A 22348-nucleotide genomic window follows, 5' to 3' on the forward strand; every position below is an offset into this window, starting at 1 on the left:
CAGGCGGCGGGTTACTTGAGGAAGTCGGGAACGTCGAGCTCCTCCTCCTGCTCCTCGAAGATCACCCGAGGACGTTTGGCGGGCTCCGACATGCGGGAGGTGATGGGCGTGGGCGGGTTGGCGGGCTCGGGAGCGGGCCGGGGAATCGAGACGGGGCCTGACGGCTCGTCGGCGACGGGCTCGCCGGCGTCCTGCTCGGGGCTCTGCACCGACTCCACCGGGCGCACGGGCTCGGGACGCGGTTCAGGGCGGGGTTCGGGACGCGGCTCGGGCCGGAAGTCGGCACGCGGTTCCTGGCGGAAGTCGGGGCGCGAGTCGGGCCGGAAGTCCGGGCGCGGCTCAGGACGCGGCTCGGGGCGGAAGTCGGCGCGCGGCTCCGGCCTGAACGGCTCAGGACGCACCTCAGGGCGCGCCGCGGGCGGCTCGGACTTCACGCTCGGGGACGACATGCTCGGCCGCACAGGGGACGACACAGGCGGCGCGGGCGGCGGCGCGGCGGCAGGACGGCCCGCCGGGCGCGGCATCTGCTTGTCGACGGGCGGCGCCACGTCGTCGAACCCGGCCGCGATCACCGTGACGCGCACCTCGTCGCCGAGCGCGTCGTCGATGACCGTACCGAAGATGATGTTGGCGTCGGGCGCGGCCGCCATGGACACGAGCTGGGCCGCCTCGTTGATCTCGAACAGGCCCAGATCGGAGCCGCCCGCGATCGACAGCAGCACGCCGTGGGCGCCGTCGATGCTGGCCTCCAGCAGGGGGCTGGAGACCGCCATCTCGGCCGCCGCCACCGAACGGTCGTCGCCGCGGGCGTGGCCGATGCCCATGAGGGCCGAGCCGGCGCCCGACATGACCGACTTGACGTCGGCGAAGTCGAGGTTGATCAGACCGGGGGTGGTGATCAGGTCGGTGATGCCCTGGACACCGGACAGCAGCACCTGGTCGGCCGCCTTGAAGGCGTCGAGCACGCTGACCTGCCGGTCGGAGATCGACAGCAGCCTGTCGTTGGGGATCACGATCAGCGTGTCGACCTCGTCGCGCAGCGTCTCGATGCCCGCCTCGGCCTGCATGGCCCTGCGGCGCCCCTCGAAGCTGAACGGCCTGGTCACCACACCGATGGTGAGCGCGCCGAGCGACCTGGCGATGTTGGCCACGACGGGCGCGCCGCCGGTGCCGGTGCCGCCGCCTTCTCCGGCCGTGACGAAGACCATGTCGGCCCCCTTGAGGACCTCCTCGATCTCCTCACGGTGATCCTCGGCCGCCTTGCGGCCGACGTCCGGGTTGGCGCCCGCGCCCAGCCCGCGCGTGAGCTCGCGGCCCACGTCGAGTTTCACATCGGCGTCACTCATCAGCAGCGCCTGGGCGTCGGTGTTGATGGCGATGAACTCGACGCCCTTGAGTCCCTCCTCGATCATCCGGTTGACGGCGTTCACTCCGCCGCCGCCGATGCCGACGACCTTGATGACCGCGAGGTAGTTCTGCGGTGCTGCCACGACGAGGGGCCTTTCCGCTCGTTGACTTGCCAGTTCGGATGCGGATTGTCTCCGCTTTTTGTCAGTTCGGGTAACTCTCAACCTCAGGTTGAGATTTAGATTTATGTCAACCTGAGGATTGATACGGACAGTAGGAGTTACGCTCCTGGCGGGTCAACTAACCGCGCCGCAAGCACGTCCGGCGTGTCGCGGGCTGTCCGTTTCGCTCCGAAGTCGCGCCTGGTCAGGGCTCTCCTCTGCCGAACGTCCGGCTTACAGACTCTCACGCCCGGAGCCCCGCCTCGCACAGGCGCGGTCATGCTCTTGCCCGGGAGTTGCCAGACTCTGGCATTGATCACTCTCACTTGAGGGTCACGACGTCCGGCGAGCTGACGTCGTAGACCTTTGCTTTCTCTCGCTTGAGCAACGAGGCCAGAATCCGGCCCTTCTCTTGCGGGCGATCGGTGCCGCCCCAAATGACGGTGCGCCCGTCGGACAGCACCAGGCTCACGCCCTCGGCCGTCCCGGCGCGCACCTGCCTGACCCTGGGCGCCACCACGTCGGGCACCGCCTGGACGACCTGCAGGGCCGCCATCATGACCGGATCACCCTCGGCGGGCCTGTCGACCTTGAGCAACGGCAGCATGGGCGGCGCCGAGGACTTCACCTCGATCACCACGCCCTGTTTGTCGACGATCGCCACCTTGTCGCCCACCTGGACGCCCGCGACCGGCTCCCGCTCGACCACCTCGATCTTGAGCGTGCCCGGCCAGAGCCGGTCGACCTTGGCGCTGGCGAGCTGTCTGATGCCCAGGACGCGGCCCTCGACTCCGGCCAGGTCGACGGTGGCCAGAGGATGGAGGTCGGCCACGCCCGCCTGCTGTTTGATGCGCTCGCTGGGCACTGTGAGATTTCCCACGATCTCCACCGAGCGCACCCCCAGCACCGGCGAGAAGAACACCAGCCACGCGGCCGATCCCACCACCCCCGCCGTCAGCAGCACCAGGAACGCCGTCCGCGCCTTCATCGCCCTCCCCAACGTCAAGGCACCGAACCTACGCCGACAGGGGCCGCGACGCTGCGCGCCACGCCCAAACGACTCTCAGACCGCCACGGCGCCCTCCGAGAGGGCCTCAGGAAAGGCGGGCCACGATCTGCGGCCCGAGCTCCGTGACGTCGCCTGCCCCCATGGTGAGCACGATGTCGCCGGGCCGCGCCCGCTCGGCCACCAGCGCGGGCACGGAAGCCCGCTCGGGGGCGTAGGCGACCCGCTCGGGGGTCAGCGGCACCCGCTCGGCCACCATGGCCCCCGACACCCCCGGCTCGGGGTCCTCGCGGGCGCCGTAGACGTCGAGCACGACGACCTCGTCGGCCAGCCCGAGCGCCGCGCCGAACTCGTCGGCGAAGAAACGGGTGCGGGAGTACAGGTGCGGCTGGAAGACCGCGATGACCCGCCCGGTGCCGGAGTAGGAGGCGACCACGTCGCGCGCGGCCCGCAGGTCGGCGGCCAGCTCGGTCGGGTGGTGGGCGTAGCTGTCGAACACCGCGACGCCGCCGGCCTCGCCCTTGGCCTCGAAGCGCCGCTTGGCCCCCGTGAAGGCGCCCAGGCCCTGCCTGATCTCCTCGAACGGCAGCCCCAGCTCGTCGGCCGCGGCGATCGCCGCGGTGGCGTTGAGCGCGTTGTGCGCCCCGGGGACGGCCAAGCGCACCTCGCCCATGCCCTCGATGCGGAACACCGTGCCGAACCCGTCGGGCCTGACCTCGCTCATGCGGTAGTCGTCACCCGCGAGGCCGTAGGTCCTGACCCGCAGCCCCCTGGCGCGTGCCTTGGCCGCCAGCTCGACCGAGCCCGGGTCGTCGGCGCAGGCGATGAGCAGGGAGCCGATCCGCTCGGCGAACCTGGCGAAGCTGTCGTGCACGGCCCGGGGGTCGCCGTAGTTGTCGAGGTGGTCGGCCTCGACGTTGGTGACCACAGCGATGTCGGGCGCGAGCATCAGGAAGGAGCCGTCGCTCTCGTCGGCCTCGGCCACGAACACCTGGCCCTGCCCGTCGTCGGCGCCGAGCCCGGTGGTGACGAGCTGGCCGCCCACGCAGTAGGAGGGGTCGGCGCCGGCTTTCTGCAGCGCCACGGTCAGCATCGAGGCGCCGGTGGTCTTGCCGTGGGTGCCGGCGATGGCCACGCCCGTGCGCCCCGCCATGACCGAGGCCAGCGCGGCGGCCCGCGGGATGACCCGCAGCCCCTGCTTGAGCGCCTCGCCCAGCTCGGGGTTGGAGTCGCGGATGGCGGTCGAGACGACCACGGTGTCGATGTCCTTGATGTGGGAGGCGGCGTGGCCGATGTGCACGGTCGCGCCCAGCTCGCGCAGCTCGGTGATCAGCTCGGAGCTGCGCGCGTCGCTGCCCGAGACCCGCACACCCCGCTTGAGCAGGATGCGGGCGATGCCCGACATGCCCGCGCCGCCGATGCCGATGAAGTGCACCCGCCCCAGTTCTGCCACGGCGACGGGATCGACCAGCTTGACGAGACTCATCGGGCTATCTCCAACACTTTCCTTGCGAGCATGATATCGGCGTCTTTGCGGCCCAGCCTGGAGGCTGCCTCCGACATGGCGGCGACCCGCTCGGGGTCGTGCAGGATGGGCAGCACGTTGTGGATGATCCAATCGGGCGACAGGTGCGCGTCGTCCACCATCAGGCCGCCGCCGCCCTGGGCGATGCGCCCGGCGTTGACGGTCTGCTCGCCGTTGCCGCTGGGCAGCGGGACGAACGCGGCGGGCAGCCCGACCGCGGTCAGCTCCGCGCACGTCAGCGCGCCGCCGCGGCACAGGGCCACGTCGGCGGCCGCGTAGGCGAGGTCCATACGCTCCAGGTAGGGCAGCAGCACGTACTGCGGGTCGCCGGGCGGGGGCTCGCGGTCGACGGCGTTCTTGGGGCCGAGGACGTGCAGCACCTGCACGCCGGCCCGGCGCAGCGCGGGGGCGGCGGCGAGCGCGGCCTCGTTGAGCGACCTGGACCCCTGCGAGCCGCCGAACACCAGCAGCGTCGGCCGGTCGTTCTCCAGCCCGAACCAGGAGCGGGCCTTGTCGCCCATGGACAGCCGGTCGAGCGAGACGATCTCGCGGCGCAACGGGGTGCCGATGTACTCGGCCTTGGGCATCGCGGACTCGGGGAAGCCGGAGAAGACGTGGTCGGTCAGCCTGGCGCCCAGCCGGTTGGCCAGTCCGGGGCGCGGATTGGCCTCGTGCACGACGATCGGCAGCCCGCGCCGCTTGGCCGCCAGGTAGGCGGGGGTCGCCACGTAGCCGCCGAAGCCCACCAGGACGTCGGCCTCGACCCGGTCGAGGATGCCGACCATGGCGTTGATGGCTCCGGCCAGCCGGCCCGGCACGGTCAGCAGGCTCGGAGTGATCGCCCTTGGCAGGGGCACGGCCGGCACCAGCTCCAGCTCGTAGCCCCTGGTGGGCACGAGCCGCGACTCCAAGCCGCGCTCCGTGCCCACGCAGGTGATGCCGACGCTCCGGTCAAGATGACGCAGCGCGTCCGCAAGGGCCAGCGCGGGCTCGATGTGCCCGGCCGTCCCCCCTCCGGCGAGGACCACCCTCATCTCGGTCACTCCCTAACGTGTAGCTCGGCCTTTGGTCTTACCCCCTAGGCCAAGCCAGCTTAGGGCCCGGGCGGCAGGTCCGGGGCCACGAGCGGCCAAGGCCTCACGCGCTCCCGGCTCGCGTTTGGCGAACGACAACAGCATGCCGAGCGCGGCGAGTGTGGGCAGCAGCGAAGATCCGCCGTAGGAGACCAGCGGCAGGGGGATGCCGGTGATCGGCAGGACGCCCAGCACGGCGCCCATGTTGACGGTAGCCTGACCGACGATCCAGGCCACCATCGCGGCGGCGCAGAGCCTGATGAAGGCGTCGTTGACCCGGACGGCGACCCGCAGCCCGGCGTAGCCGAGCAGCCCGAACAGCGCCACCACCATCAGCGTGCCCATCAGCCCGAGCTCCTCGCCGAGGATGGCGAAGATGAAGTCGCTCTCGCCGTGGGGCAGCCAGCTCCACTTCTGGCGGCTGCTGCCCAGGCCGAGCCCGAACCAGCCGCCGGAGCCCATCGCGATCTGGCCCTGCACGGCCTGGTAGCCGGCTCCTTGGGCGTCGGCCCACGGGTCGAGGAAGGCCCCGATGCGCGCCATCCGGTACGGCTCCACCCTGATCATGATCAGCGCGGCCAGCACCGCCAGCGACAGGATGCCGCCGAACAGCTTGACCGGCGCCCCCACCACCCACAGCAGGGCCAGGAAGATCATGAACAATACCAGGGTGGTGCCGAGGTCGCGGCCGAACATGACCATGACGGCCAGGATCGCCGTGCCGGGCATGAGCGGGATCAGCATCTGCCGCCACTCGATCCGGCCCTGCCGCGCCCGCTTGGACAGCAGGTCGGCGCCCCACAGCATGAGCCCGAGCTTGGCCGGCTCCGACGGCTGCACGGTCAGCGGGCCGAGGTAGATCCACCGCTGCGCGCCCAGCTCGGACGAGCCGATGAACAGCACCATGACCAGCGCGATGATCGACAGAGCCATTAACGGGTAACCGGCCCAGCGGAAGAACTTCACCGGCAGGCGCGAGCACAGGTACATCACCGGCAGGCCGATCGCGGCCGACAGCGACTGCTTGATGAACCACGTGAAGGGGCTGCCGGTCTCCTGCAGCGCCTCGATGCTGGAGGCCGACAACACCATCATCAGCCCGAGCGCCAGCAGCAACGCGCTGCACATGATGATCAGGTAGTAGGTGGTCAGCGGTTTTTCGAGCAGCTCCTTCAGCGCGCCGAGCTGCTCACGCATCCAGCTCTGGGGCTCGGGTGCCGCGGCCCGCCGTTCCTCAACGCCCGTGCTCACGTCGCAGCCTCAGCTCGCGTACGGCGCGGGCGAAGGCCTCCCCCCGCGCCGGATAGTTGGCGAACATGTCCAGGGAGGCCCCCGACGGGGAGAGCAGCACGGTGTCCCCTGCCGAGGCCAGCCTGGCGGCTTCGGTGACGGCTCTTTCCATCGCACCAGTGTCCCGATCCGCGATGTCCACCACGGGGACATTTGGCGCGTGTCGCGCGATGGCTTCGGCGATCCTGGCGCGATCGACGCCGAGCAGCACCGCGGCGCGCAGTCTGGGGGCCGCCTGGCGTACCAGGTCGTCGACGTCGGCGCCCTTGAGCTGGCCGCCCGCCACCCACACGATCGAGGCGTAGGAGGCCAGCGCCGCGGCGGCGGCGTGCGGGTTGGTGGCCTTGGAGTCGTCGATGTAGTCGACCTCGTCGATCCTGTCCACGTGGGCCAGGCGGTGCGGGTCAGGCACGAAGTCACGCAAACCCCGGCTCACCGCCTCGGAGGGCACGCCGAGCGAGCGGGCCAGGGCGGCGGCGGCCAGCGCGTTGGCGACGTTGTGGGGCGCGAACGGCCGCACGTCCGCAAGCGTCGCCAGTTCCTCGGCCGCCTCGACCGGATCGTCCACGAACGCCCGGTCGACGAGCAGGTCCTCGACCACGCCGATCTGACCGCTTCTGGGCACCCGCAGGGTGAACCCGACCGCCCCCGGGTAGGGCGCGGCCAGCCTGGTGGCCTCGGGGTCGTCGGCGTTGTAGATCACGGTGCCGGCCCGCTCGTAGATGCGGCCCTTGGCTTCCGCGTAGGCCCGCATGGAGCCGTGCCAGTCGAGGTGGTCGGGCGCGATGTTGAGTATGGCCGCGGCGTGCGGGGCCAGCGTGCTGGACCAGTGGAGCTGGAAGCTGGACAGCTCCACGGCCAACACCTCGTACGGCTCGGCGACGGCGCGCACGACGGGGACGCCCACGTTCCCCACCGCCAGGGCCTTGCGGCCGGCGGCGAGCAGGATAGCGGTGAGCATGCGCACGGCGGTGGTCTTGCCGTTGGTGCCGGTCAGCGCCAGCCACGGGGCCGCCTGCGCGGGGCGCAGCCGCCAGGCCAGCTCGACCTCCCCCACGACCTCGACCCCGGACTCCAGCGCGGCGGCGATGAGCGGGTGGTGCGGCGCCCAGCCGGTCGTGACGAGCCTGGTGGCGCCCTCGGGCACCGCCATCTCCCCGAACCTGGTCTCGACGCCGACCCTGGCCAACTCGGCCGCGGCGGCGAGCTGACGCTCGCCCTCCACGGCCTCCACGACCACGACCCGCTCGCCGCGCTCCGCCAGCACCCTGGCGACGGCGGTGCCCGAGACGCCGAGCCCGGCGACGCACGTCAGGCTCATCTGGGCATCCACTCGACGTAGAACAGCCCGATCCCGAGCGCCGCGCAGAGCATCGCGATCAGCCAGAAGCGGACCACGATCGTGGTCTCGGCCCAGCCCTTCAGCTCGAAGTGGTGCTGCAGCGGCGCCATCCTGAACACGCGTTTGCCGGTCATCTTGAAGAACCCGACCTGGATGATCACCGACAGCGTGATCATCACGCACAGGCCGGCGAGGATGATCAGCAGGAGCTGGGTACGGGTGGTGATGGCCAGCCCGGCCAGCACGCCGCCCAGGGCCAGCGAGCCGGTGTCGCCCATGAAGATCCGGGCGGGCGGGGCGTTCCACCACAGGAACCCGATGAGCGACCCGAGCACGGCGGCGGCCACCACGGCCAGGTCGAGCGGATCCCGCACCCAGTAGCAGTTGGGGCCGAGCTGGTCGATGCAGTTGTTGCGCAACTGCCAGTTGCCGATCAGCACGTAGGCGGCCAGCACCACCCCGGACGCGCCGCTGGCCAGGCCGTCGAGGCCGTCGGTGAGGTTCACCGCGTTGGAGAACCCGACGATCATGATGAGGACCCAGATGGTGAACCCGACGATGCCGATCGACGGGCCGAAGTCGCGCAGGAACGACAGGCGGGTCTCGGCGGGGGTGATGCCGTAGACGTTCGGCTGGCTGGTGACCAGGACGGCGAAGACGGCGCCGACGACGAGCTGGCCGAGCGCCTTGGCGCCGCTGCGCAGGCCGAGGCTGCGCTGCTTGTAGATCTTGATGAAGTCGTCGAGGAAGCCGACCGCGCCCAGGCCCGTCATGAGGAACAGCACCAGCATGCCCGACACGGTCGGCGGCGCCAGCGTGGCCAGGTGGGAGGCGGCGTAGGCGAGCAGCGAGGCCAGGACGAACACCGTGCCGCCCATGGTGGGGGTGCCCCGCTTGCTGTGGTGTCCTGACGGGCCCTCCTCGCGGACCTCCTGGCCGTAGCCACGCCGCGAGAACAGCCTGATCGCCAGCGGGGTGCCCAGCATCGAAAGGATCAGGCCCACCGCGCCGGCGATGATGATGTCGGTCACTGGGGGGCACCTCCGAGCACGAGCTCGGCCGTCCGCTCCAGCTCCATGGCCCTGGGGCCCTTCACCAGCACGACGTCACCGGGGCGCAGCCAGCCGGCCAGTTCGGCCGCGGCGGCCACGGCGTCGGGGACGTGCACGATCCGCGTCATCTGGGGGTACGGCGCGCCGCCGGGCGGTCCGCCGACCGGCGGCGGCCCTGCGACCGGCCCGGTCACGGGCGCACCGGGGCCCACGGGGCCCGGCCCGTGCCACCCCGGTCCCGCGTTGCCCTGCGGCCCTTGCGGCGCTCCCGGCGGCATGGGGGCGCCGTCGGGGGCCTGCCAGCCCTGGGGAGCCACGTCGCCCTGCGGCCCGTGCCAGCCGGGCGGCGGGGCCTGGTGGGGGCCGGGAACCTGCGCACCGGGCGGCGGCACCGGCACGGACGCCCCTTGAGGCCCGTGACCGGGTTGCTGCGGGCCCGAAGACAGGCCTGCGGCCGCCTGGGCGGCCTCGTGGGCGCCTTCGAGCACCGGCCCCGCGTCAGGCCCTGCGACGATCAGCCCCGCCAGCCCCGCGCCGCCGGCCAGCCGGCCGAGCTCGGTGTTGAGCGCGGGCCCTTCCTCGCCCAGTTCCCGCAGCGCCGCGATGACGGCGAAGCGCCGCCGTCCCCGCCCCAGCACCGCGAACGCCTCGAAGGCGGCCCGCATGGAGTCGGGGTTGGCGTTGTAGGCGTCGTTGACGACCGTCACGCCGTCGGGCCTGTCGGTGACCTCCATCCGCCAGCGGCTGGCAGGCGTGGCCTCCGACAGCTCCGCGGCGATCGTGGCCACCGGCAGCCCGAGCTCGTACCCGGCCGCTGCGGCGGCCAGCGCGTTCTCGACGGCGTGCGCGCCGTACAGCTTGAGCGAGACGTGGGCGGTCCCTGACGGCGTGCGCAGCGTGAACGACGCCCGCCCGCGCACGTCCATCGTGACGCCCTCGGCCCGGATGGAGGCGGACTCGTGGTGCCCGAAGTAGGTGACCCTGGCGTCGGTGCGCGAGGCCATGTCGCGCACCAGCGGGTCGTCGCCGTTGAGCACGGCCACCCCGGAGCGCGGCAGCGACTCGACCAGCTCGCCCTTGGCCTTGGCGATGGCCTCCTTGCCGCCGAAGACGCCGAGGTGCGCGGTGCCGACGTTGAGCACGACGCCGATCTGCGGCGGCGCGATGCGGGTCAGGTCCTTGATGTGGCCGATGTTGCGGGCGGCCAGCTCCAGCACCATGTAGCGGGTGTCGGCGTCGGCCCGCAGCACGGTCAGCGGGTGGCCGAGCTCGTTGTTGAAGCTGCCGACGGGGGCGATGGTGGGCCCGATGCGCGCGGTGAGCCGGGCGAGCAGGTCCTTGGTGGTGGTCTTGCCGGCCGAGCCGGTCACGCCGATCACGGTGACCTTGGGCAGCCCGCGGATCTGGGCGGAGGCCAGCTCGGCGAGCGCGGCGGCGGCGTCGGGGACGATCACCGACGGCCCTTCGACCGGCCTGGTGGCCAGCACCGCGACGGCTCCGGCCCTGATCGCCTGAGCGGCGTAGTCGTGACCGTCGACCCGCGCGCCCTTCAAGGCGACGAACAGCGATCCCGGTTCTACGGCCCGCGAGTCGATCACGACGGGCCCGCGCACCACGGCGCGGGGATCGGCCATGCCCGACAGGGCGCCCGAGGTTATCTCGGCGATCCTGGCCAGAGGCAACGGGATCATTAGTGCTTCCTGCTTTCCTTGCGTGCGTCGATCGCTTCGGCGACCACTTCGCGGTCGTCGAAGGGGATCACCTCGCCTGAAACGTACTGGCCCTGCTCGTGACCCTTGCCCGCCACGACGACGACGTCGCCGCGCCCGGCCCGGGCGATCGCCAGGCCGATGGCGGCCGCGCGGTCCGGCTCAATGATCACATGAGCGCGGTCGTGCTGCGGAACGCGGAGCGATCCCTCCATCATCGTCGTGAGGATGGCGAGCGGGTCCTCCGAGCGCGGATTGTCATTTGTGAAGATAGCGACATCCGCCAGCCGTGTGGCGATTTCTCCCATTATGGGCCTTTTGCCCTTGTCACGGTCGCCGCCGCAGCCGAGCACGATCGTCAGCGTGCCGGCGGTGACGGACCGCAGCGAGCGCAGCACCGACTCCACCGCGCCCGGCTTGTGTGAGTAGTCGACGATCGCCTGGAACTCGTCGTCCGCGGCGGTGACGCGCTGCATGCGCCCGGGAACACCGGTGAGTGAGCCCACGCCGTGCACGGCGGCCTGCAGCGGCACCCCGGCCTCGACCAGCGTGACGATGGCGCCGAGCGCGTTGGCGACGTTGAACGGGCCAGGAAGCGCCACCTGCGCGTCGGCCTCGACCCCGCCCGGCCCGACCACCCGGAACGTGCTGCCGTCGGCGCCCAGCCTGGCGTCCAGGGCCCGCCACTCGGCCTCCTGGCGGCCCTGCGCCGAGAACGTGGTCATCGGCACCTTGGCGTGGTGCAGCAGCTCCCGGCCGTACTCCTCGTCGATGTTGGTCACGCCGACGCGGCTCAGCTCCGGCTGGAACAGCTTGATCTTGGCCGCGAAGTAGTCCTCGAAGTCCTTGTGGAAGTCGAGGTGGTCCTGGGAGAGGTTGGTGAACAGGGCGACGTCGTAGAAGATCCCGTCGATCCTGCCGAGCGCGAGCGCGTGACTGGAGACCTCCATGACGGCCGCGCTGACGGCCTGTTCGCGCATCAGCGCGAACAGGCCGTGCAGCTCCGAGGCCTCCGGCGTGGTGAGCGTGGCCTGGAAGCGCAGATCGGCCGCGCGGATCTCGACGCCGCCCACCAGCCCGGAGCGATGCCCCGCGGCCCGCAGGCCCGCCTCGATCATGAACGTGGTGGTGGACTTGCCGCTGGTGCCGGTGACGCCGAGAACCTGGATGTCGTGGGCCGGCTGCCCGTACACCCAGGAGGAGATCTGCCCGAGCAGGGCACGCGGATCGGGCACGATCAGCACGGGCAGCCCGGTGGCCACGGCCTCCTCACGACCCGCGCGGTCGGTGAGCACGGCCACGGCTCCGCCCGCCATCGCGTCGGCGGCGAAGCTGGCGCCGTGGACCCGATGGCCGGGCAGGGCCACGTAGAGATCTCCGCGCCGGACGTTGCGGGAGTCGATGGTGACGCCGGTCAGGGCGGCGTGGGGCGACCTCGACGTGCCGGAGTCGGCGTCGAGCATGGTCGCGAGCCCGGTCAGCGGACGGGGCGGGCTGGTCGTGGGACGCATAGACGACGGGGGACGCACGGCGAGAGCGTACCTTCCCTGGTCACTGTCCCGCGCGCATCCGCACCGGCGGCGCGGCGGAGCCTGTGGGAGGAATCTTCTTGCTCTTGATGGCGAACGTCATCACATCCTTGAACACCGGGGCCGCCAACTGCCCGCCGAAGTGGCCGTTCTTGGGGTTCTGCAGCACCGACAGCACCACCAGACGGGGCTTGTCGGCGGGCGCGAACCCGACGAACGAGGCCGTGTAACCCTCGTAACGGCCGAGTTCGGCATCGTAGCGGTTGGCCGTGCCGGTCTTGCCCGCCACCCGGTAGCCGGGGATGGCGGCCAGTTCCCCGGTGCCCTCCGCGCTCACCGCGCTCTCCAGCATCGTCGCGATCTCCTTGGCGGTCGTCTCACTCACCACCTTGGTCTGCTTACCTGCGGGAGCGGGAACGAACCTGTCCGAGGCATCCGTGGTGCCCGCGACGATCTGCGGCTCGATCTTGACACCGCCGTTGGCGATCGTCTGGTAGACGCTGGCCATCTGCAGCGCGGTCACGGAAACGCCCTGCCCGTAGGCGACGGTGCAGCTCTGGCTGCCCGACCACTTCCTGTAGTCGGGCAGCAGGCCGCCCTCCGCGCTGGGCACTCCGCCGCCCGGCACGGCGCCGAACCCGAACGCCTTCAGCATCCGGTACAGGCGCTCGCTGCCGATCTTGCGGGCGGCCATGATCGTGGCCACGTTGCTGGACTGGGCCATCGCCTGGCGGAACGTCATCGACTCCGGCTTGTGCGGGTGGGCGTCACGCAGCACCCGGTCGGCGCACTTGATGTTGTCGGGCACCTGGAAGACCGTGTCGGGGTCGACCGCCCCCGCCTCCAGCGCGGCGGCCGCCGTGATCACCTTGTTCGTGCTGCCGGGCTCGAACACGTCGGAGGCCGCCTTGTTGACGTAGGCGGCGGCGGGGGCCTTGCGCCAGTTGTTCAGGTCGAGCTCGGGGGCGTTGGCCATGGCGAGAATGTGGGCGTTGCGCACGTCCATGACGATCACCGTGCCGCTGGCCGCCCCGGCCTTCCTGACCTGGTCGGTGATCGATTTCTGGGCCGCCCACTGGATGTCGCGGTCGATGGTGAGCCGCACGTCCTGGCCGTCCTCCGGCGCGGTGCGGGTGCGGGCGGTCATGGGGATGAGCTGGCCGTCGCGGCCCGTCTCGACGCGCTGCTTGCCGTCGCGGCCCGCCAGGAGCTTGTTCCTGGCCTGTTCCATGCCGCCCAGGCCGCCGCCCTCGTCGCCGACGAAGCCGATGAGGCTGCCCGCCAGGTCGCCCGCCGGGTAGAGCCTGCGGTAGGTCTCCTTCGCCGACAGCGCGGGCACGCGGTCCTGGAGCAGGCGACTGGCCACGACGGGATCGACGTCCCTGGCCAGGAGCTGGTAGCGGGTGCTGGTCCTGGCCAGCTTGGCGGCGATCTCCTGCTCGTTCTTGCCCAGATGCCTGGCCAGGATCGCGGCCACGTTCGCGCGGGCGGCGGCCGGGACCTTGGAGGGGTCGATCGAGATCTCCCGCGCCTCGACGGTCACGGCCAGCGCGTGGCCGTTGACGTCGGTGATCGAGCCCCGCTTGGCGGGGATGTCCTGGGTGTGCTGGCGCTGGCCCGCCGCGGCCTCCTGGTAGACCTTGGAGTCGAGGCCCTGCATCTGGATCAGCCGCCCCGCGAAGATCGACAACACGAACGTCATGCCGATCAGGCCGATGTTGATGCGCCTGCGCGGGCTGCCCAGGCGCAGCACCAGCGGCGGCCTGGGCGGGCGCGGCGGCGTGGGGGGCCTGCGGGGGCCTCTGGGCGGCGGCCCGTCTGCGCCGCGGCGCGCCGTCGCGCTCTCACGGCCGCCCCGCACCGTCTCGGGCCGGACGCCCGCGGCCCGGCGCGTTGGCCCGTCCTCCTGCCTGCCTCGGCGCAACGGCCCGTCGTCGGCGCCCGCCCGCTCGTCGCGTCCCTGAGGAGCGCGTCCCTTGGGGCGGTCGGCGTCGTCACGTCCCTGAGAGGCGCGCCCCCTCGGGCGGTCGGCGTCCTCACGTCCCTGGGGTACGCGCCCGCGCGGGCGCTGGCCCTCGTCGCGGCTCTGCGCGCTGCGGCTCGGCCGGTCGCCGGGGCCCTGAGACGTCCGCTCACCGTCGCCTCGGGGGCGCCTGCGAGGGCCGTCGGGCGCGTCCTCGCGCGAGCGCGCCCTGGGGCCGTCGTCGCCGCGTCCGCGGGCCCTGGGTTCGTCGTCGCCCCGCGCTCTGGATCGTGGGCCGTCGTCGCCGCGTCCGCGGGCCCTGGGTTCGTCGTCGCCCCCGCGGGAACGGCCGCGCGAATCGTCGGCGCCGCCCTGCCGGGAACGGCCGCGCGACTCGCCGCCGGAGTCCTGCGGCGGGCGGTTCTGTGCGCCGTCGTCACGCCCGAACGGCAGGTCGAACGGGTCGAGGTCGGGGTCGGGGCGCTTGCGCGGCGCACGCGGCGGATTCTCCGACGACGCGGAGCGGTCGCCGCCGTCCGAGCGGGAAGCACCCCCTTGACGCCCCGCCCGTCCCGGCCCCGCGGGCGTACGACGAGCGGCGCCTGGCCCTCCTTGAGAGCCGGCGCCGCCCGCGCCGCGGCCGGGACCTTGTCCTCTGCCGCCTGATTCCCTCACCGTCCTGTGTCCACCTGGCCGTTTCCGCTGCTGAGGTGGTTGACGTTGTCCCAGTCGTCGCCCATCCCCTGGTTGGCCGCGGCCGTGGCGATGGCCTCGGGCTGCGTCTTGCGCTGGTATTCCAGGTTGATCCGGTCGTTCTCCTGACGCGCGACCTCGATCTGCTCGCGCAGGCTCGCATCGGTGATGGCGTCCTGGGCGAGCATGGTGTTGAGCAGCAGCAGGCTGACCAGGCCGCCGGACATCAGCCCGACGACGAGCAGCACGAAGGGCGCGCGCTGGCGGCGCGTCGAGCGGCTGGGCGGCCCGGAACGGCGGCGCGCCCGCCCGGACGGCCCGGCTTCCGGCCGGGAGCGCGGCTTGGCCGGGGCCGTCGCCTTGCGCTCGGTCTCGGGACGCACCCGCGTCGCGCCGCTCGCCCTGCCCTCGGCAGAACGCACGCGCGTGGTGCCCATCCGCTTGCCGTCCGTCTCAGGACGCGCCCGCGTGGTGCCCGCGCGTCTGCCGTCCGCCTCGGGACGCACGCGCTCGGCGCCGGCCCGCTTGCCGTCGGCCTCGGGACGCACCCGCTTTCCGTCAGCTTCGGGACGCGCGCGCTCGGCGCCCGTGCGCTTGGCGTCGGCCTCGGCACCAACAGTCCGTTGCCCGGAGCGTTCACGCTCGCCCACCGGTCGCTTGCCGTTGACGTCGGGACGTGCGTCAGGACGGGGCCGCGGCTTGGACTGGTACGACGCCCCACTTCGCCGCGTGCCCGTCTTGGGCACGGCGCGGCGAACGGGCGTACCCCGGCCGGTCTCCTGCTCAGTCGTCAACACGGATCCTCTCTGCCGCCCGTAGCCGGGCCGAGGCCGCCCGCGGGTTGCGGGCGAGCTCTTCTTCGCTTGGGAGCTCTGCTCCCCTCGTCAGCAGGCGGAACCTCGGCTGGTGAGCCGGCAGCGGGACGGGCAGCCCGGGGGGGCTGGTGTCCCTGGTTCGCGCCGTGAGGGCCTGCTTGGTGAGCCGGTCCTCGAGTGAGTGGTAGGAGAGCACGACGACTCGCCCACCCAGCGTCAGCGCGTCGAGGGCCGCGGGAAGCGCCGCCTCCAGGGCGGACAGCTCCGCGTTCACCTCAATGCGCAGCGCCTGGAAAGTCCTCTTGGCGGGGTTGCCCCCGGTGCGCCGCGTCGCGGCGGGAATCGCATCCCGAACGATCTCCGCAAGCCGCTTAGTCGAGGTTATTGCCTCTTTGGCCCGTTCCTTAATGATCAGGCCCGCGACACGCGGAGCGAATCGTTCCTCGCCGTAATCGCGCAGGATGCGGGTCAGCTCCGCGGCGGAGTAAGTGTTGACCACCCGCTCGGCCGTCAGCTCCTGCTGGGTGTCCATCCGCATGTCGAGCGGCGCGTCATAGGAGTAGGCGAACCCGCGTTCCGCCTCGTCGAGTTGCGGCGAGGAGACCCCCAGGTCGAACAGCACTCCGTCGACCGTGGTGTGACCCGTGCGGGCCAGCACCTCGGCGAGGTCTCCCGAGGAGGCGTGCACCAGGGTGATCCTCTCGGCGTACGGGCTCAGCCTGCGCGTCGAGAAGTCGATCGCGAAAGGGTCGCGGTCGATCCCGATCAGGTGCGACGCCGGGTAGGCGGCGAGCAGGGCCTCCGAGTGGCCGCCGAGGCCGAGGTTGGCGTCGACGACGACCGGCCGGGGGCCGGAAAGCGCGGGGCCGAGCAGTTCCAGAACGCGCTCGAGCATCACCGGAACGTGACCGCCGGTGCCTGCGTTGTCGTCCATCTCCATCCCCCTTCGCGTCCTGCTCGCGGATGACGCGTTTCGATCCATCGTCGGCCATCACTGGGTCCCCACCCCGGCGCCGCCCGGCCAGGTCCCCATCCGCACCCTCTTCGTGGACGCCCGCCATCTGACACCGGGGAAGGTGCATCAGTTGGCGGACAGTGGTTGCGGGTGGAGACCTCGCCGAACGACTTCACCGACGGATCGACCGTGGTCACTACAAGATCCCTGGCAGCACCTCCTCAGACAGATCAGCGAACGCCTGTTCCTGCGTGCTGAGGTAGGTGTCCCATGCCTGCGCGTCCCAGATCTCCAGCCGGGTGTTGGCCCCGATGACGACGCAGTCACGTTCCAGACCCGCGTACTGACGCAGGCCCTGCGGGATCGTGACCCGCCCCTGCTTGTCTGGTTTCTCGTCGGACGCACTCGCGAAGAAGACGCGGCTGTAGTCGCGCACCGCCTTGGCGGTGACCGGGGCGGTGCTGAGAGCCTCGGTAATGCGCTGGAACTCCTCCACGGGAAAGACGTAGAGGCATCGCTCCTGGCCTTTGGTGATCACAAGACCCTCCGCCAGCTCCTCACGGTACTTAGCCGGCAGGAACAGCCGTCCCTTGTCGTCGAGACGCGGTTGATGGGTGCCGAGAAACACCGGCCCCACCTCCCGTGCCTCGTGAAGCGCTCAGCGCTGGTACACCGGGCCCTCCACTGCGCACCACCATACTCCACTTCTCCCCACCGTCAACTGATTCGAACCGTCTTCATCATCGGTTTCCGTTGCGTTACCGCAGGTCAGAGCCATGGGCTGGGGTGGAGGGGGGTGGCGGCCGCGTCAACCCTCATGGGCGTGTCGAGGGTTCGGATGGCCGTGGAAATAGGGGATGCGGGGCTTGTCGAGGATCCGGGTGGAGGAAAGTGGAGCGGATCTCGGGGCCGGCGTGTCACGGGATTCACGCCTCTATGTGAGGAGAACGGGAAGGTCGCGGGGTTCTCCTGGAATATCCACAAATGTCGCTTGCGAACCCGCAGCGTCGTAGGGTCGTACACACAATGGAAAAGGAATGGCATGGCTCCCGCAAAGGCATCCGCGGGACAGCCGTCGCACTTCTCATGGAGGCCTGGTGGCAGTAACCCATGACGTCCCTCCCCAGCTCGACGAGCTGGTCTCCACAGCCCACCGGATTCGGGAGGCCATTGAGTCGGTGATCGAGGGCAAGGGCGACGCCGTCCGGCTCACGCTGACCGTCCTGCTCGCAGAGGGGCACCTCCTCATCGAGGACGTGCCCGGCGTCGGCAAGACGATGCTGGCCAAGGCGCTCGCCCGATCGATCGACTGTCCCGTGCGCCGGGTGCAGTTCACCCCTGACCTGCTGCCCAGCGACATCACCGGAGTGAGCGCCTACAACCAGCAGACGCGGGAGTTCGAGTTCAAGCCGGGCCCGGTGTTCGCCAACATCGTGGTGGGCGACGAGATCAACCGTGCCTCCCCCAAGACCCAGTCCGCCTTGCTGGAGTGCATGGAAGAGCACCAGGTGACGGTGGACGGGAAGACATACGGGCTGGACATGCCGTTCATGGTCATCGCCACCCAGAACCCCATCGAGATGGAGGGCACCTATCCCCTCCCCGAGGCGCAGCGCGACCGCTTCACCGCCCGGATCGCGATGGGTTACCCGGAGCCGACCGCCGAGCTGGAAATGCTCGACGTGCACGGCGGCAACTCACCGCTCGACAAACTGCAGCCGGTGGCCACGACGGCCGAGGTGCGCGCGCTCATCGAGGCCGTACGCGGCGTCTACGTCTCCCAGCCGGTCAAGAAGTACGCCATCGACCTGGTCGTGGCCACCCGCCACTCCCCCGACCTGCGCCTGGGCGCCTCGCCCCGGTCCACGCTGCAGCTCGTCCGCGCCGCCAGGGCGCACGCCGCGCTGTCAGGGCGCGACTACGTCATCCCCGACGACCTGCAGGACCTGGCCATCCCCGTGCTCGCGCACCGGCTGCTGCCCAGCATCGAGGCCCAGGGCCAGCGCCGTCTGCCGGAGCAGGTGGTGACCGATCTGATCAGGCGCGTGCCGGTGCCGGAGACGCGGGGCCGTTAATGGATGAGCGGCGTAGCGAGGACCCCCATCGACGGCATGGATTGAGTGAGGTGTTGTGAGAGCCGGAATGCGGGCGCTGACCGCCCGGGGCCGGTCGTTCCTCGCCTCCGGGATCGCGGCGCTGGTGATGGCCGTGCTGCTGGGCGAGAACGACCTGTTCAGGATCGGGGTGCTGGTGACGGCGCTGCCGCTGCTGGCCGCGATGGTGGTGGCACGGACCCGCTACCGGCTGAGCTGCGCCAGACGACTCGACCCTGCCAGGGCCGAGGTGGGCGGCGAGGCCACCGTGACCCTGCGGCTGGAGAACGTGACCAGGCTGCCGACCGGCCTGCTGCTCATCGAGGACACCGTCCCCTACGCGCTGGGCGTGCGGCCCAGGTTCGTGCTCGACCGCGTCGAGGCGAGGGGCGTGCGCGAGATCGACTACCGGGTGCGCTCCGACCTGCGCGGCCGGTACACGATCGGCCCGCTGTCGATCCGCATCGCCGACCCGTTCGGGCTGGTCGAGCTGGCCCGCTCCTTCACCATCAGCGACACGCTCGTGGTGACGCCCCACGTGGCGGCGCTGCCGCACGTGCGGCTGTCGGGCGAGTGGACGGGCGGCGGCGAGAGCCGTACCAGAAGTGTGGCGGCGGCCGGCGACGACGACGTGGCGCCGCGCGAGTACCGGCAGGGCGACGACCTGCGGCGGGTGCACTGGCGTTCGACGGCCCGCCACGGCGAGCTGATGGTGCGCCGCGAGGAGCAGACGTGGCAGAGCCGCGGCGCGCTCCTGCTCGACACCCGCAGGTACGCCCACCGCGGCGAGGGCCCGCGTTCCTCGTTCGAGGTGGCGGTCTCGGCCGCGGCGTCGATCGGCGTGCACCTGGCCCACGAAGGGCTCGGCCTGCGGCTGGTGACCGATCAGGGGGCGGAGCACCTGACCGACACGGGTCTGAGCTACTCGCTGCTCGACACCCTGGCCGTGGTGCGGCACAGCCCGGCCCGCTCCCTGGAGATGGGCGTCGCCGCCCTGCGTCAGGGCGGCGGCGACGGGCTGATCGTGGCCGTGCTCGGCTCGCTCGACCCGGAGGAGGCGAGGGATCTGGCCAGGCTCAGGCACAGCAGCATCACCGGTGTGGCGGTGCTGCTCGACGTGAGCACATGGGACGGCGGCGACCGGGTCGCCGCCGAGAACTTCCAGGCCGTGCAGACGGTCCTGGCCGGGTACGGCTGGCGCGTCGTGCGGCTGCCCGCTGGCACCTCGATCGCCTCCGTCTGGCAGGACGCCGCCGGCCGGAGCAGGTACGCGCTCAGTCCCTCCGGAGGTGCGGCATGAGGCTGACCATCGCCTCGGCGGCGGCCACGTTCACCGCTGCCTTTCTGCTCTATCCGCTCTTCGAGGGCGGCGCGTGGTTCTGGTCGTCGCTCGGGGCCGTGCTCGCGGTGATGGCCGCCGGCCTGCTGAGCAGCCGCCTGTCCCTGCCCGCCTGGGCGGCGCCGCTGGTCGCCGCCGCCGCGACGTGGATCTACCTGACCGTGGCGTTCGCCTCCGACGAGGCGTGGGCGCTGATGGTGCCGACGAAGGAGTCGGTGATCGAGCTGGTCAGGTTGCTGGCCGTCGGCTGGGCCGACATCCAGCGCTTCGCCGCCCCCGTGCCCACGACCGAGGGCATCAGCTTGCTGACCGCCGGCGGCGTGGCGCTGATCGCGATCGCCGTGGACCTGTTCTCCGCCCGGCTGCGGCGGGCCGCGCTGGCCGGGCTGCCGCTGCTGGCGCTGGCCACCGTACCGGCGACGATCCTGCCCGACCCGATCAGCTGGCCCGCGTTCATCATCGCCGCGCTCGGCTTCGTGAGCCTGCTGATCGCCGACGGCCGCGAGCGGGTCGGCCACTGGGGCAGGGCGGTGCTGGTACGCAGGACGCGCGCCGCCACCTCCCAGACCCCCGGACGCGCCTCGGCCGACACCAGCGGCCTGCGGCTGTCGGGCAAGCGCATCGGGTTCGCCGCGATCGTGCTGGCCGTGCTGGTCCCTGCCATGCTCCCGGTGATGGAGCCGGTCTCGCTGTTCAGCTTCGGCGTGGGCGGCAGGGGCCCAGGGCCGGGCAACTCGATCAGCATCCCGAACCCCATCGCCAACCTGAAGGGCCAGCTCGAACTGCCCGAGCGGCGGACCGTCCTGACCTACACCAACAACGACGACACCGCCCGCTACCTGCGCATCTACGCGCTCGACACGTTCGACGGCCAGCAGTTCGGCATGACCCAGCCGAAGGGGTCGCCGGACAACAGGACCGACAACGGGCCGCTTCCCGAGCCGCCGGGGCTCGCCGAGCGGACCAAGACCGAGAACGTGGTCACCAACATCCAGATCAGCGGCGAGATCGCGCGGCTGTCGTTCCTGCCGCTGCCGTACCCGCCTCGGGAGATCCGGGCGGACGGCGACTGGCGGGCGGACGTCGACACGCTCATGGTCTTCTCCACCGGCGACCAGGCCGCCGGCCTGGAGTACCAGGTCGCCACGAGCGAGCCGGAGGCGACCCCCGACCTGCTCGAGTCGCTCGACGGGAACCCGCCGCAGGCGAGCGAGCGCTACCTGCAAGTTCCGGAGAACCTGCCGCCGGACATCCGCACCCTGGCCCAGGATCTGACGGCGAACGCCACATCGTCCTACGACGCGGCGGTGAAGCTGCAGGAGTTCTTCACCAAGACCGGCAACTTCACCTACAACCTGCGCACGCAGGGGCACAGCAACTCGGCGCTGCGGGACTTCCTGCTGCGTGACCGGGCGGGCTACTGCGAGCAGTTCGCCGCCTCGATGGCGGTGCTGGCCAGGCTGAACGGCATCCCCGCCAGGGTGGCGATCGGCTACACCGGCGGCACCAAGGTGGGCGATCGCTGGGAGGTCGGCACCAACGACTCCCACTCCTGGCCCGAGCTGTACTTCGAGGGCGTGGGCTGGCTGCCGTTCGAACCCACTCCCTCGGGGGCGCTCGGGCAGGGCAGCGCGCGTGTGCCCGAGTACACGCAGCCCGCGCCGCGGCCCACCGGCGAGACCTCGACTCCGACGCCCGGAGCGAGCAGTTCCTCCGCCGACGAGCCCGTCGACCCCCGGACCCAGTCCAACCCGCGCCAGGCCGACCGTGAGGGCCTGATCGCCACGGGCGGGCTGCCCCCGGACGACTCGATGCCGCTGATCGCCCAGATCGGCATCGGCGCCGGGGCGCTGCTCCTGCTGCTGCTGGTCCCGGCCGGGGTGCGGCTGGTCACCAGGAACCGGCGCGTGCGCACTCTCGGCTGGAAGGTGTCAGAACCCGCCGACGAACTGACCGCCGCGGTGGTGTCGAAGGCGCACCCGTCGGTGGCCGCGGCCTGGGCGGAGCTGGACGACGTGCTGTACGACTATGGGATGGCGCGCGAGCCGAGCGAGACCCCGCGGGCGCTGGCGCGGCGGCTGACCCAGCAGTACGAGTTCGACGCCGGCTCGGCGGCGGCCATCTCCGCCATCGCCTCGGCGGTCGAGCGGGTGCTGTTCGCCCGGGATCCAGGACAGATCGGGCCCATGCGCGGGGACCTGCGCACGGTGCGCCAGGCCCTGGCGGCCACGGTGTCGCGCGGGCGGCGGGTGCGGGCGGTGCTGCTGCCGCCGTCCACGCTGCGGCGGATGCGGGGCGTGGGTGAGCGGCTGCTGGACGGGTTCGACCTGCTGGAGAACATCCGGTTGCGGCGAACCGCCGCACAGAAGGGGTCATGAAAGGGGGCGGGCGGCGACTCGCACGGCCGCCGCCCGCTCCCTCGCCACCGGGCTCGAAAATCCGAGATCGCGACGGCC

The 22348-nt window shown here is 71.6% G+C and carries 15 protein-coding genes and 1 pseudogene; 3 read left to right on the forward strand and 13 right to left on the reverse strand.

The features are described from left to right. Positions 1–11: 11 nt before the first annotated feature. The 13 genes and pseudogenes from ftsZ to mraZ form a co-directional block, all read right to left on the reverse strand. A complete protein-coding gene (gene ftsZ, locus ACFOY2_RS10085; RefSeq protein WP_379527689.1) occupies positions 12–1490 on the reverse strand; it encodes a cell division protein FtsZ in 1479 nt (492 codons plus the stop codon). Positions 1491–1830: 340 nt separating this feature from the next. Then, positions 1831–2496 (reverse strand): cell division protein FtsQ/DivIB, encoded by a 666-nt coding sequence (locus tag ACFOY2_RS10090; RefSeq protein ID WP_379527690.1) that lies wholly within the window; start codon positions 2494–2496, stop codon positions 1831–1833. Between the two features lie 106 nt (positions 2497–2602). After that, the gene (murC, locus tag ACFOY2_RS10095) at positions 2603–4000 is read right to left on the reverse strand and encodes a UDP-N-acetylmuramate--L-alanine ligase (protein ID WP_379527691.1); all 1398 of its coding nucleotides are present in this window, start codon (positions 3998–4000) and stop codon (positions 2603–2605) included. Then, on the reverse strand, positions 3997–5073 hold the full coding sequence (gene murG, locus ACFOY2_RS10100) for an undecaprenyldiphospho-muramoylpentapeptide beta-N-acetylglucosaminyltransferase (protein WP_379527692.1): 1077 nt from the start codon (positions 5071–5073) through the stop codon (positions 3997–3999). The genes murC and murG overlap by 4 nt, the downstream gene beginning before the upstream one ends. A gap of 12 nt (positions 5074–5085) precedes the next feature. Continuing rightward, positions 5086–6309, reverse strand: a complete 1224-nt coding sequence (gene ftsW, locus ACFOY2_RS10105; protein WP_379527885.1) for a putative lipid II flippase FtsW — start codon at positions 6307–6309, stop codon at positions 5086–5088. Between the two features lie 37 nt (positions 6310–6346). After that, positions 6347–7723, reverse strand: a complete 1377-nt coding sequence (murD, locus tag ACFOY2_RS10110; RefSeq protein WP_379527693.1) for a UDP-N-acetylmuramoyl-L-alanine--D-glutamate ligase — start codon at positions 7721–7723, stop codon at positions 6347–6349. Further along, on the reverse strand, positions 7720–8775 hold the full coding sequence (mraY, locus tag ACFOY2_RS10115; RefSeq protein ID WP_357806114.1) for a phospho-N-acetylmuramoyl-pentapeptide-transferase: 1056 nt from the start codon (positions 8773–8775) through the stop codon (positions 7720–7722). The genes murD and mraY overlap by 4 nt, the downstream gene beginning before the upstream one ends. Before the next feature lie 482 nt (positions 8776–9257). Continuing rightward, a pseudogene (locus tag ACFOY2_RS10120) lies at positions 9258–10487 on the reverse strand (UDP-N-acetylmuramoyl-tripeptide--D-alanyl-D-alanine ligase); the annotation flags it as partial. Continuing rightward, positions 10487–12016 (reverse strand): UDP-N-acetylmuramoyl-L-alanyl-D-glutamate--2,6-diaminopimelate ligase, encoded by a 1530-nt coding sequence (locus ACFOY2_RS10125; protein ID WP_379527886.1) that lies wholly within the window; start codon positions 12014–12016, stop codon positions 10487–10489. The pseudogene ACFOY2_RS10120 and the gene ACFOY2_RS10125, both read right to left, overlap by 1 nt. Before the next feature lie 40 nt (positions 12017–12056). Beyond that, on the reverse strand, positions 12057–13787 hold the full coding sequence (locus ACFOY2_RS10130; protein WP_449290133.1) for a peptidoglycan D,D-transpeptidase FtsI family protein: 1731 nt from the start codon (positions 13785–13787) through the stop codon (positions 12057–12059). Positions 13788–14668: 881 nt separating this feature from the next. After that, complete coding sequence (locus ACFOY2_RS10135) at positions 14669–15484, reverse strand: hypothetical protein (protein ID WP_379527696.1); 816 nt, start codon at positions 15482–15484, stop codon at positions 14669–14671. After that, on the reverse strand, positions 15474–16445 hold the full coding sequence (rsmH, locus tag ACFOY2_RS10140; protein WP_379527697.1) for a 16S rRNA (cytosine(1402)-N(4))-methyltransferase RsmH: 972 nt from the start codon (positions 16443–16445) through the stop codon (positions 15474–15476). Before rsmH ends, ACFOY2_RS10135 begins: the two co-directional genes overlap by 11 nt. 211 nt (positions 16446–16656) lie before the next feature. Beyond that, positions 16657–17088, reverse strand: a complete 432-nt coding sequence (gene mraZ, locus ACFOY2_RS10145; RefSeq protein WP_379527698.1) for a division/cell wall cluster transcriptional repressor MraZ — start codon at positions 17086–17088, stop codon at positions 16657–16659. Between the two features lie 409 nt (positions 17089–17497). Between mraZ and ACFOY2_RS10150 the strand changes: the two genes are divergently transcribed. The 3 genes from ACFOY2_RS10150 to ACFOY2_RS10160 are packed head-to-tail and all read left to right on the forward strand — an operon-like array spanning position 17498 to position 22270. Beyond that, positions 17498–18535, forward strand: a complete 1038-nt coding sequence (locus tag ACFOY2_RS10150) for an AAA family ATPase (protein WP_379527699.1) — start codon at positions 17498–17500, stop codon at positions 18533–18535. A gap of 55 nt (positions 18536–18590) precedes the next feature. Further along, positions 18591–19853 (forward strand): DUF58 domain-containing protein, encoded by a 1263-nt coding sequence (locus ACFOY2_RS10155; RefSeq protein WP_379527700.1) that lies wholly within the window; start codon positions 18591–18593, stop codon positions 19851–19853. Then, entirely contained in the window at positions 19850–22270 is a 2421-nt protein-coding gene (locus ACFOY2_RS10160; RefSeq protein WP_379527701.1) for a transglutaminase family protein, read from the forward strand. The genes ACFOY2_RS10155 and ACFOY2_RS10160 overlap by 4 nt, the downstream gene beginning before the upstream one ends. Positions 22271–22348 lie beyond the last annotated feature (78 nt).

Source organism: Nonomuraea purpurea (assembly GCF_042650645.1).
Classification (GTDB): Bacteria; Actinomycetota; Actinomycetes; order Streptosporangiales; family Streptosporangiaceae; genus Nonomuraea; species Nonomuraea purpurea.

Coding starts and splice junctions, on each gene's coding strand:
- ACFOY2_RS10090 (WP_379527690.1), bottom strand. CDS start 2,496: ATGAAGGCGCGGACGGCGTTCCTGGTGCTGCTGACGGCGGGGGTGGTG.
- murC (WP_379527691.1), bottom strand. CDS start 4,000: ATGAGTCTCGTCAAGCTGGTCGATCCCGTCGCCGTGGCAGAACTGGGG.
- murG (WP_379527692.1), bottom strand. CDS start 5,073: ATGAGGGTGGTCCTCGCCGGAGGGGGGACGGCCGGGCACATCGAGCCC.
- ftsW (WP_379527885.1), bottom strand. CDS start 6,309: ATGCGTGAGCAGCTCGGCGCGCTGAAGGAGCTGCTCGAAAAACCGCTG.
- murD (WP_379527693.1), bottom strand. CDS start 7,723: ATGAGCCTGACGTGCGTCGCCGGGCTCGGCGTCTCGGGCACCGCCGTC.
- ACFOY2_RS10125 (WP_379527886.1), bottom strand. CDS start 12,016: ATGCGTCCCACGACCAGCCCGCCCCGTCCGCTGACCGGGCTCGCGACC.
- rsmH (WP_379527697.1), bottom strand. CDS start 16,445: ATGGAGATGGACGACAACGCAGGCACCGGCGGTCACGTTCCGGTGATG.
- ACFOY2_RS10150 (WP_379527699.1), top strand. CDS start 17,498: ATGGCATGGCTCCCGCAAAGGCATCCGCGGGACAGCCGTCGCACTTCT.
- ACFOY2_RS10160 (WP_379527701.1), top strand. CDS start 19,850: ATGAGGCTGACCATCGCCTCGGCGGCGGCCACGTTCACCGCTGCCTTT.